At 74.7% G+C, this 8,638-nt stretch carries 8 protein-coding genes; 3 read left to right on the top strand and 5 right to left on the bottom strand.

Features of this window, described 5'->3' with window-relative positions:
- Both E1289_RS34325 and E1289_RS34320 read left to right on the top strand, forming a co-directional pair.
- Positions 1-1,293: MFS transporter (locus E1289_RS34325; protein WP_131987792.1), on the top strand; the 1,293-nt coding region annotated here is incomplete at its 5' end.
- Between the two features lie 43 nt (positions 1,294-1,336).
- A complete protein-coding gene (locus E1289_RS34320; RefSeq protein ID WP_131987790.1) occupies positions 1,337-1,942 on the top strand; it encodes a hypothetical protein in 606 nt (201 codons plus the stop codon).
- Positions 1,943-1,993: 51 nt separating this feature from the next.
- Here E1289_RS34320 and E1289_RS34315 read toward each other — a convergent pair whose 3' ends face one another.
- From E1289_RS34315 to E1289_RS34295, 5 genes are read right to left on the bottom strand one after another with little or no spacing between them, the layout of a single operon-like run.
- Positions 1,994-3,961 (bottom strand): hypothetical protein, encoded by a 1,968-nt coding sequence (locus E1289_RS34315; protein WP_131987787.1) that lies wholly within the window; start codon positions 3,959-3,961, stop codon positions 1,994-1,996.
- Positions 3,898-5,274 carry an adenylosuccinate synthetase gene (locus E1289_RS34310; RefSeq protein ID WP_131987785.1) on the bottom strand — a complete coding sequence of 459 codons (1,377 nt, stop codon included), beginning with the start codon at positions 5,272-5,274 and terminating at the stop codon, positions 3,898-3,900. The genes E1289_RS34315 and E1289_RS34310 overlap by 64 nt, the downstream gene beginning before the upstream one ends.
- 4 nt (positions 5,275-5,278) lie before the next feature.
- Complete coding sequence (locus E1289_RS34305; RefSeq protein WP_131987783.1) at positions 5,279-6,250, bottom strand: hypothetical protein; 972 nt, start codon at positions 6,248-6,250, stop codon at positions 5,279-5,281.
- A gap of 10 nt (positions 6,251-6,260) precedes the next feature.
- Positions 6,261-7,340: a molecular chaperone DnaJ gene (locus tag E1289_RS34300; RefSeq protein WP_243713344.1), complete on the bottom strand. Its 1,080-nt coding sequence runs from the start codon at positions 7,338-7,340 to the stop codon at positions 6,261-6,263.
- Positions 7,337-8,170 (bottom strand): NUDIX hydrolase, encoded by an 834-nt coding sequence (locus E1289_RS34295; protein WP_131987781.1) that lies wholly within the window; start codon positions 8,168-8,170, stop codon positions 7,337-7,339. The genes E1289_RS34300 and E1289_RS34295 overlap by 4 nt, the downstream gene beginning before the upstream one ends.
- Positions 8,171-8,495: 325 nt before the next feature.
- Here E1289_RS34295 and E1289_RS34290 point away from each other — a divergent pair.
- A partial coding sequence (locus E1289_RS34290; RefSeq protein WP_279488450.1) for a helix-turn-helix domain containing protein occupies positions 8,496-8,638 on the top strand: 143 nt, incomplete at its 3' end.

Here is an 8,638-nt window from a genome sequence, read left to right as displayed (position 1 = left end):
AAGAGACAGGTGCAGGGCGTCGCGGGCGGTGCGCTGCTGCCGGTGACGATGGCGCTGGCGGGTGATCTGTGGGACGAGCGGCAGCGGCCGGTGGTCCTGGGCGCGGTGGGCGCGGCGCAGGAGCTGGGCAGTGTGCTCGGTCCGCTGTACGGCGCGGGGATCGCGGCGGTCATGGAGTGGCGGGCGATCTTCTGGATCAATCTTCCGCTGGTGCTGCTGGCGATGGTCGCGGTGCAGTACGCGGTGCCGGGCGGGCGCGGGGAGGGGCCGCGGCCCGGTGTGGACGTGGTGGGCGGGCTCCTGCTGGCGCTGGGGCTCGGGCTGCTGGTCGCCGGTGTGTACAACCCGGAGCCGCAGGAGTCGGCGCTGCCGTCCTGGGGGGTGCCGGTGCTGGCCGCGGGCGCGGCCGTCCTCGCGGTGTTCGTGGTGTGGGAGATCAAGGCGCGGACCAGGCTGCTCGATCTGTCGGGGGTGCGGCGGGGGCCGCTGCTGGCGACGCTGGGCGTGAGCCTGCTGTCGGGTGCGGCGTTGATGGTGACGCTCGTGGACGTCGTGCTGGTGGCGCAGACCGTCCTGGACAAGGACACCACGGAGGGGGCCCTGCTGCTCACGCGGTTCCTCGTCGCGCTGCCGGTCGCGGCCGTGGCGGGCGGGGTGCTCGCGCGGCGCCTCGGTGAGCGGTGGCCGATGGCGGCGGGCATGGCGGTGGCCGCGGCGGGGTACCTGCTGATCGCGGCGTGGCCCGCGGACCTGGCGAACGCCTCGTACGGGCCGCTGCCGAGGATGGACGTCGATCTCGTGATCACCGGTCTCGGTCTCGGCCTGGTGATCGCGCCGGTGTCGTCGGCGGTGCTGCGGTTCGTCCCGGCGGCGCGGCACGGTGTCGCGTCGGCCGCGGTGGTCGTGGCGCGGATGATGGGGATGCTCCTCGGGATCTCGGCGCTGTCGGCCTGGGGCTTCTACCGTTTCCACCGGCTGACCGCGGATCTGCAGCCGCCGCTGCCGTTCCTGATGTCGGAGGACGAGTTCGCGCGGCGGATGAGGGCCTACAACTCGGCCCTGGACGACGCGCTGCGCACCGAGTACCAGGAGATCTTCTGGATCACCGCCGGTATGTGCGTCCTCGGCGCGCTGCTCGCGCTGGCGGCCGGTGGCCGGGACCGGACCGGCCCGCTGGACGACGGCGAGATTCGGTCATCATCCGGGCATACCGGGCGCGATCCTGGAAAGGATTCGGCCACGAGCCACGTGCCGACCAAGGGACTCGGGAAGATCCTTGGCAAAGACGGCTGAAAGGGCCTCTTGCCGGGAGGGCGCTCCCCGGGAGGTGACGCAGATGCGCAGGTCCAACCCAGACTGCGGAGACACCCCTCTCGCCAGGTCGCGACGCCGGCTCGGCCTGGAGCGCAACGAACTGCGCCGCCGGGTGGACCGGGTCCAGCGGGCGATCGCCCTCGGCCTGCTCGTGCTCCTGCTGGGGGTCGCCCCGCCGCTGGCCGCCTGGGCGGCGTCCTCGTCCTACGAGTCGGGCGTGCGCGCCGAGGCCGCCGAGCGGGCCGGCCGGAGCCAGGTCGTCGCGACGGTCACCTCGGCCGGCGCGGGCCCGTCGGGCGACCGCTACATCCATGAGACGGTCCAGGCCACCTGGCAGGGGGCGGACGGCGAGCCCCGCACCGGGACGCTGCCGGGCTGGCAGAACGCCACGGTCGGCGCGCAGCGGAAGATCTGGGTCGACCGCGAGGGCGCCCCGGCGGTTCCGCCCCGCCCGCACAGCCGCACGGTCACCGACGCCGCCTACGCGGGCGTCGCGACGGTGCTCGGCTGCTGCGTGCCCGTCCTGGTGGCCTACGTCCTGGTCCGCCGCCGCTGCGACCGGCACCGCTACGCCATGTGGGAGGCCGACTGGGCCCGCATGGACGCGGACGCGAACCCGCGCTCCTGACGCGGACCCGCGGCCCGGCCCCGCCTCCGCTCCGGCTCCGGCGACCGACGGTCACGGGCTGATGACGCAGGGCCCGCCGCCGCACACGTCCCGCACGACGCCGGTCTTCAGGAAGATCGCCTTCTGCCTGCGTGCGTCGGCGTTGTTGCGGGGGTCGGAGTGCGGGTCCCGTCCCTCGGTCGGCGGCGTGTTGCTGAGCGGCGGGTGCGGGGAGCCGCTGTCCCAGATGATCATCGCGGAGCCCTCGTGCGACGCCCCGAAGGTCGGGATGCCCCAGTAGGGGACCTTGTCGGGCTTGCGTCCGGGCCGGACGGCCGGGGCGTGGACGCGGGCGCCGATGGTGCGGGCCTGCACCTCGGCCGCCACGGGCGCGACCTGGTGGTCGCCGAACGCGACGTGCATCAGGACGCGGTGCTCGGGCGTGCCCGGCAGCGGGTCGTCCGTCATGTGCCAGGCGTAGCCGTTGGCCTCCCCGCGGTCCCACAGCATCTGGATCAGCGCGATGCCGATCTGCTGGTCGAGCTTGTCGGGGTAGAACAGGTCGAGGATCCGCCCGTACTGGGGGAAGTCGGAACTGCGGTTGAGCAGGGTGCTGTAGTTCATCGCGGGGACGCCGAGCACGGCGCGGCGGATGTCGGGCGACACGGCGGTGAGCGCGCCGCCCATGATCCCGCCCTGGCTGTTGCCGTCGAACGTCAGCTCGGCGCCGGTGTCGATCAGGGACGCGCCCGCGGCGTCCTGGAAGGCCCGGTGCCCGGCGAAGCCGCGGGTCATGGCGCGGCCGAGGAAGACGAAGTTCAGCAGCCCCTGCTGCGTGCGGTCCGCGACGGTGCGGAAGCGGGTGAGGTCGGCGAGCGCCGAGACGACGTTCGGGACGTCCTCCTCCGACATGCCGATCCACCTGGTCGCGCAGAAGACGAAGCCGTGCTCGGCGGCCATCGACTTGACGTTGCCTGCGTCGACCTCGCCCTCGCTGCCGAGCAGGCCGTGTCCGTAGAGGGCGGGACGGGCCGGTTCGGTGAACGCCGACCGGGGGATCTCGCACTGGAACGGGACGGCCTGGGAGTTGCCGGGGAGCCGCGCCGGCCGCCCGTCCCCGCCCCGGTGCAGCGCCGAACCGGGCAGGCCGCCGTACTGGTCGAGGTAGCTCGGCGCCCAGACGACCCCCTTGACCTCCCGGGCGATCCTGTCGTCGACGTCGTCGGTCACCTGCGTCACGAGGAACGACGGCGAGCGGTCGCCGAGCCCGCGGAGCGCCTCGTCGCGCATGTGGAGCACGGGCCCGGCGAGGCTCTGCCGGCTCGCGACGGTGAAGTCCCAGGCGAGGTAGAGGCCGTCGCGGCCCACCCCGTGGCGGTCGAGGGCCGCGAGGACGTTCCGGGTGTCCCGCTGCCGCCGGTGCAGCGGATCGCCGGGCGGCAGCGCCGGCCCGAGAATCCTGGCGAACGCGTCGTTCGGCGCGATCGGGTTCCCGGACGCGTCGCGCAGGTTCCGCAGCGCGACGGCGTAGTGGTGGCCCTCGCGGAAGTTCCTGGCCGGGCGGACGATCAGCGCCTTGCGGCCGTCGGGCGCGTTGGCGTCCAGTTCCGCCCAGTACGGCCAGCGCTCCCCGGTCCGGGTGTCCACGATGACGATCGGGGCGTCGTCGCGGAGCGAGGCGCCGATGTCGGTGATCGGCGCCGCGCCGGTGCGGGTCAGGTCGACGCCGGGGACGCGGCTGAGCAGCATCGACCCGGGGGAGAAGCCGTCGGCGCGGTTCCACTCGTCCGGGCGGACCGCTTGGCCGAGCGCGTTCCGCAGCGTCGTGCGCAGGTGGACCCGCCGTCCCGTCGGCGTGCCGGAGTCGGCCACCGTGTACCAGTCGCTGGGGAACGGCAGCAGGCAGGCGGCCGGGTCGATGGGATCGCAGCCGGGCGCGGTCTCGGCCGCGGCGGGCGGCGCGGCCGGCGGGACGGTCAGGAGCGCGAGGGACGCGGCGAGCGCCGCGATGGCCGAGAGGGTGCGCTGGGGGAGACGCATCGTCCACCTCCGGGGGATCCGCGGCGTTGATCGAGATCTTGGTCCCGGTCGGCGCCGGGGTCAATGGGCGTCCGAAGGTGGCCAGGGCGTTTGTCGCCCGAAGTGGGCCCGTGGGACCGCAGGACGACCGGGGTCCGGAGCAGCCCCTCGACCGTCTCCACCGGGCGGCCGAGCGGCGCGTAGACGGGGCGCGCCCTGAGCAGGCGGCGGGTGAGCGCGGCCTGGCGGTCGAGGTCGGGCGGCCCCGCGGGGAGCCGCTCGACCCGTCCGCCGTCCATCTCGTAGGCCAGGCAGGCGCGCAGGTCCGGACGTGCCCCCGCTACGTCCAGGTGCGTGACGGCCAGGCCGTCCGCGCCGCCCGCCACGTCCAGCGCGTACCGCAGCGCCACCGCGTCGAGGTGGCCGACGCGGAACGCGCCCTGCCAGCGGCCGGTGCCGTTGTGCGGGTCGGGCAGGTCCGCCGTGAGGGCCGGGTCCTCGGTGACGAACGGGCCGGGGCCGTGCCGGGTCGCGTACGCGCGCAGCACCCCGAGCCGGTAGGCCGACTCACCCGCCTCCGCCAGCAGCGTCTCCGCGTTCGCGAACGTGGTCGTCGACCAGGTCGTGTACGGGTGGAAGCCGTGCCACTCGTCCAGCAGGACGCCCTGGGCCCCCTCGAACACCACGTTCCCCGTCCGGAGGAGGCCGTGCAGGTACTCGCCGCGCACGATCGCGACCCGCTCGGCGAACGCGGTGCAGGCGTCGGCGCACGCCTCGACGTCCGGGACGGCCTCGCCCCGCGGGAACGCGGCGCGGTACCAGTCGCGGACCGCGGTCAGCCGCCGCCGCAGCCGCGCGGGCGACAGGCAGTCGCCCGCGCGCGGCGCGTCGTCGTGCGCGAGGGCGTACGACGCCGTCTCGCCGACGCCCATCCCGCACGATCCGTGCCGGGCCGCGCCGCGCGCCGACTCCCGCGCGCGGTTGGCGGCCCGGTGGTACGGCGTGGTCAGCAGCGCGTCCTCGTCGACGGTCAGCCGGCAGAGCGCGTCGGGAACGCCCAGCGCCCGCAGGTGGCCGGCCTCGGCGGCGAGGGAGAGCGGGTCCACGAGCATGAACCGCGACAGGTGGGTGCGGACGCCGGGCGTGAACGTCCCCGAGCCGAACTGGGCGAACGTGTGGTGCCGCCCATCCGCCGCGACGACGTTGTGCGCGGCCTGCGCGCCGCCGTTGAACCGGACGACCGCCCCGACCGGGGACGCGGCGCACAGGTGGTCGACGACCGTGCCCTTGCCCGCGTCCCCGTAGCCGAGGTCCACGACGATCACATGCCCCATGGGCTCAGAGCCGGGTCGTCGCGGACGGGCCGGCGGCGTCCAGGCCGGGCGGCGCGGACGAGACCGCGACCGCGCCGCGCGACGCGTCCAGCCGGGCGAGCGCGCGGGACACCGACGCGCCCGCGTCCGAGCCCGCCTCCGCCAGATGGTCCAGGCCCTCCGCGAGGTCGATGGCGTCCTCGGCGAGCCCGACGGTCAGCGCGATCGTCTCGCAGACGGCGTCGAGGTCGTCCAGGTAGAGGACGTTCTGGCCGAGCAGCCCCCGCCAGAACTCCGTCAGCTCGCGGCTCCCGGCGTGGTATGCGCCCTCCGGGATGATGTAGTACACGTCGTACATCCGCCGCAGCTCGCGGACGATCGCGGCGACGGGGACGTCCTCCGCCAGTTCGTCCCCGATGACCTTCGCGACCTCGCGCCGCTTGACCGCCGGGTAGGCCAGCTCGTCGCCGATCATGAACAGGTAGCCGCGCCTGCCGCGCTTCTCGAAGCAGTCGATCGAGGTGTGCCGGGCCATGAAGTACATGGCCAGCTCGTACGACTCGCGCAGCTGGCCGCCGCCCCCGCCTTCCAGCAGGATCTTGCCGAGGTCGTCGTCCATCCGGTTGTCGGCCTCGAACTGCCCGATCTGCAGCGGCGCCCGGTCGCACGTCGCGTCGCCGACCGCGCCGAACATGATGTGCGGGTGCCCGGCGTACCCCTTGCGCAGCAGCAGCCCGAGCAGGTCGGGGAGCCTGGTCTGCAGCGTCCGCGGCACGTGCCCCATCGAGCCGGTCACGTCGAACAGCACGCCGATCGCGAGCGACTCCGGGTGGTCGGCGGAGTCCCGGCTCTCCCGGACGGTCACGCCGCGCGGGTCGAGGTCGGGGTGGACGGTGGTGGCGCCTCCGTCGGAGTGGGCGAACGCGCTGGTGCCGGTGGCCGCGCGGTAGCTCGCGCGGGCGGCGTAGACGTCGGTGGACCAGTGTCCGCTTCCCATGGTCGTCTCCTTAGCGGGGGAGGGGCAGGTGGAACGGGCGGAAGCGCCGCGGGCCGTAGAGCTTCTCCAGCAGCTCGTCCAGCTCGGCCAGCAGGCGCCAGGCGTCGGAGGGGCGCCGGTTCTGCGCGGGCAGCGTGCAGCCGCGGGCGAACGAGCGCATCGCCCTGGGCGCCTTGTCGCCCATGAGGCCGGTCATGCACAGGGTGGCCATGTAGATGTCGGTCGCCGGGCTCGCGGGCCGGCGTTCCGCCACCTCGGCGGGATACAGCCCGGCATACCGGCCGACCATGGCCGGCACCCGGCCGGACGGGTCGGTGGCCGCGTAGCAGCCCGCGACGGAGTAGCACCAGTCGACGAGGACGAGCCCGTGCTCCGCCGGATGGATCATGATGTGGTCCGGCAGGACCGCGCCGTGCAGGACGCCCGCGCGGTGCGCGAACCCCAGGGCGACGAGCAGCCGCCGCCACATCCAGGCGGCGTCGCGCGGGTCGACGCCGCCGGGGAACGCCTTCCCGACCTCGGTCAGCGTGTGGAACCCGTCCAGTGCGGCGATCGCGTTGACCCGCCGCTGCCGCCCGGTCGCCGCGTCCCGGTGCCGGAACGACTCGACCAGCCGCGGGACGTACGGCAGGAACCTCCCGTCGCCGTCCCTGCGGAGCCGGCGGAGCGCCACGGCCTCGCGTTCGACCAGGTCGCCGTCGCGCGGGTCGCGCGGCATCTTCAGCACCACGGGAGGGCCGCCCTCCCGGCGGGCCGGGTACAGCTCGGCCAGATCGCCGCCGACCGGGTCGCCCGTGATCCGGTACGCGTGGCGGCGCGTCCTGATCAGGATCGTGTCGTCCCGGTTGTAGCCGCGCCACAGCGCGTTCAGCCTGACGAACGCGTCGCTGGTGCGGCCGCCGGTCGCGTCCGGGTGGACGAGCCGCGCGAGCCGCCGGTACCGCCGCGCCGCCTCGGCCGCGTCGTCGCCGAACAGGTCCGCGGGAACCCGCGCCCGGCCGAGCAGGGCCAGCGCGTCGTCCAGGCCCGCACTCATCCCTGCTTCCGGTGGGGGGCCGACCCCCCACGCCCCCCGGTTCGCTTCGCTCATCTGAGCTCCTCCTCCCGGCTCGGCCGCAGCAACGCGGGATGCAGCAGGCGGGCGTCACCGGCCCGGTAGAGCCGCGGCCTGGGCCCGCCGCGCCGGCCGCCCCGGTCGGACGTCGCGCCGGTGCTCTCCACGAACCCGGGCACCGACAGGACCTTCCGGTGGAAGTTGCCGGCGTGCAGTTCCTCGCCCCAGACCGCCTCGTAGACCGCGCGCAGCTCGGGGATCGTGAACTCGCCGCCGCAGAAGGCCGTGGCTAGCGGGGTGTACTCCAGCTTGGCGCGCGCCCGCTCCAGCCCGTCCGACAGGATCCGCGCGTGGTCGAACGCCAGGCGGCGGGTCGTGCCCGGCCGCTGGCCGCCGGACTCGGTCAGCCCGAGCGCGGCCACCGGGACCCAGGCCGCGTCCGCCGCGTCGCCGCCCGCCTCGGGGTCCGGCAGCTCCGGCGCGAACGCCAGGTGGGCGACGGAGATGACGCGCATGCGCGGGTCGCGGCCGGGGGAGCCGTACGTGCCGAGCTGTTCCAGATGGACGCGGCCGAGCACGCCGCCCTTGGCGCTGAGCCCGGTCTCCTCGGCCAGCTCCCGGACGGCCGCGTCGGGCAGGTCCTCCGCCTCGGTGCCCTGGAGCGGTCCGCCCGCCTGGACGAACCCGCCGGGCAGCGCCCACATCCCCGCGTACGGGGCGCCCCCGCGCCGCACCAGCAGGACGTGCAGCGCGCCGTCGCGGATGGTGAGCGCCACCACGTCCACCGTCACGGCGACCGGGTCGTAGTCGCGCGGATCGTAGTTCGCGAGGAAGTCGCTCTCGTCGCGCCTGGCATCCGGGGCCATCCGCGCCTCCTGTCGCTCTCGTGCTAAGTAATTCTCGGTGTGAGTTCATCTCTTTATGAGAACAACATAGGCCGGCCGGGGGCCGTTGTCCAGTCGTCGGCGGACGTGAGACGAGGGCGCCGCCCCCACTGCGGGAGCGGCGCCCTCGGAAGACCTGCCTCAGCGGCGGTGGCGTCCGCCGTGCGGCGGTTCCTGATGCTCGTCGTCCTGCGGACGGCCGCCCTCGTGCGGACCCGGCCCGTAGGGATCGGGGGCGGCGGAGCCGGAGCCGTAGGGGCCCGAGCCGTAGGGGTCGGGGGCGCCGGGGCCCGGCGAGTAGGGGGTCCTGAAGGCCGCGGTCTCGGTGATGGCCGAGAACGGCTACCACGGCACGTCGGTCCGCGACATCGCGGTGCGGGCGGGGCTGAGTCCCGGCGCGCTCTACTACCACTTCGAGTCCAAGCAGGAACTCCTCGCGACGATCATGGA

This window comes from Actinomadura sp. 6K520, from assembly GCF_004349245.1.
Classification (GTDB): Bacteria; Actinomycetota; Actinomycetes; order Streptosporangiales; family Streptosporangiaceae; genus Spirillospora.
The sequence above is the reverse complement of the archived record's forward strand: the minus strand, read 5'-3'. Positions and strand labels throughout refer to the sequence as shown.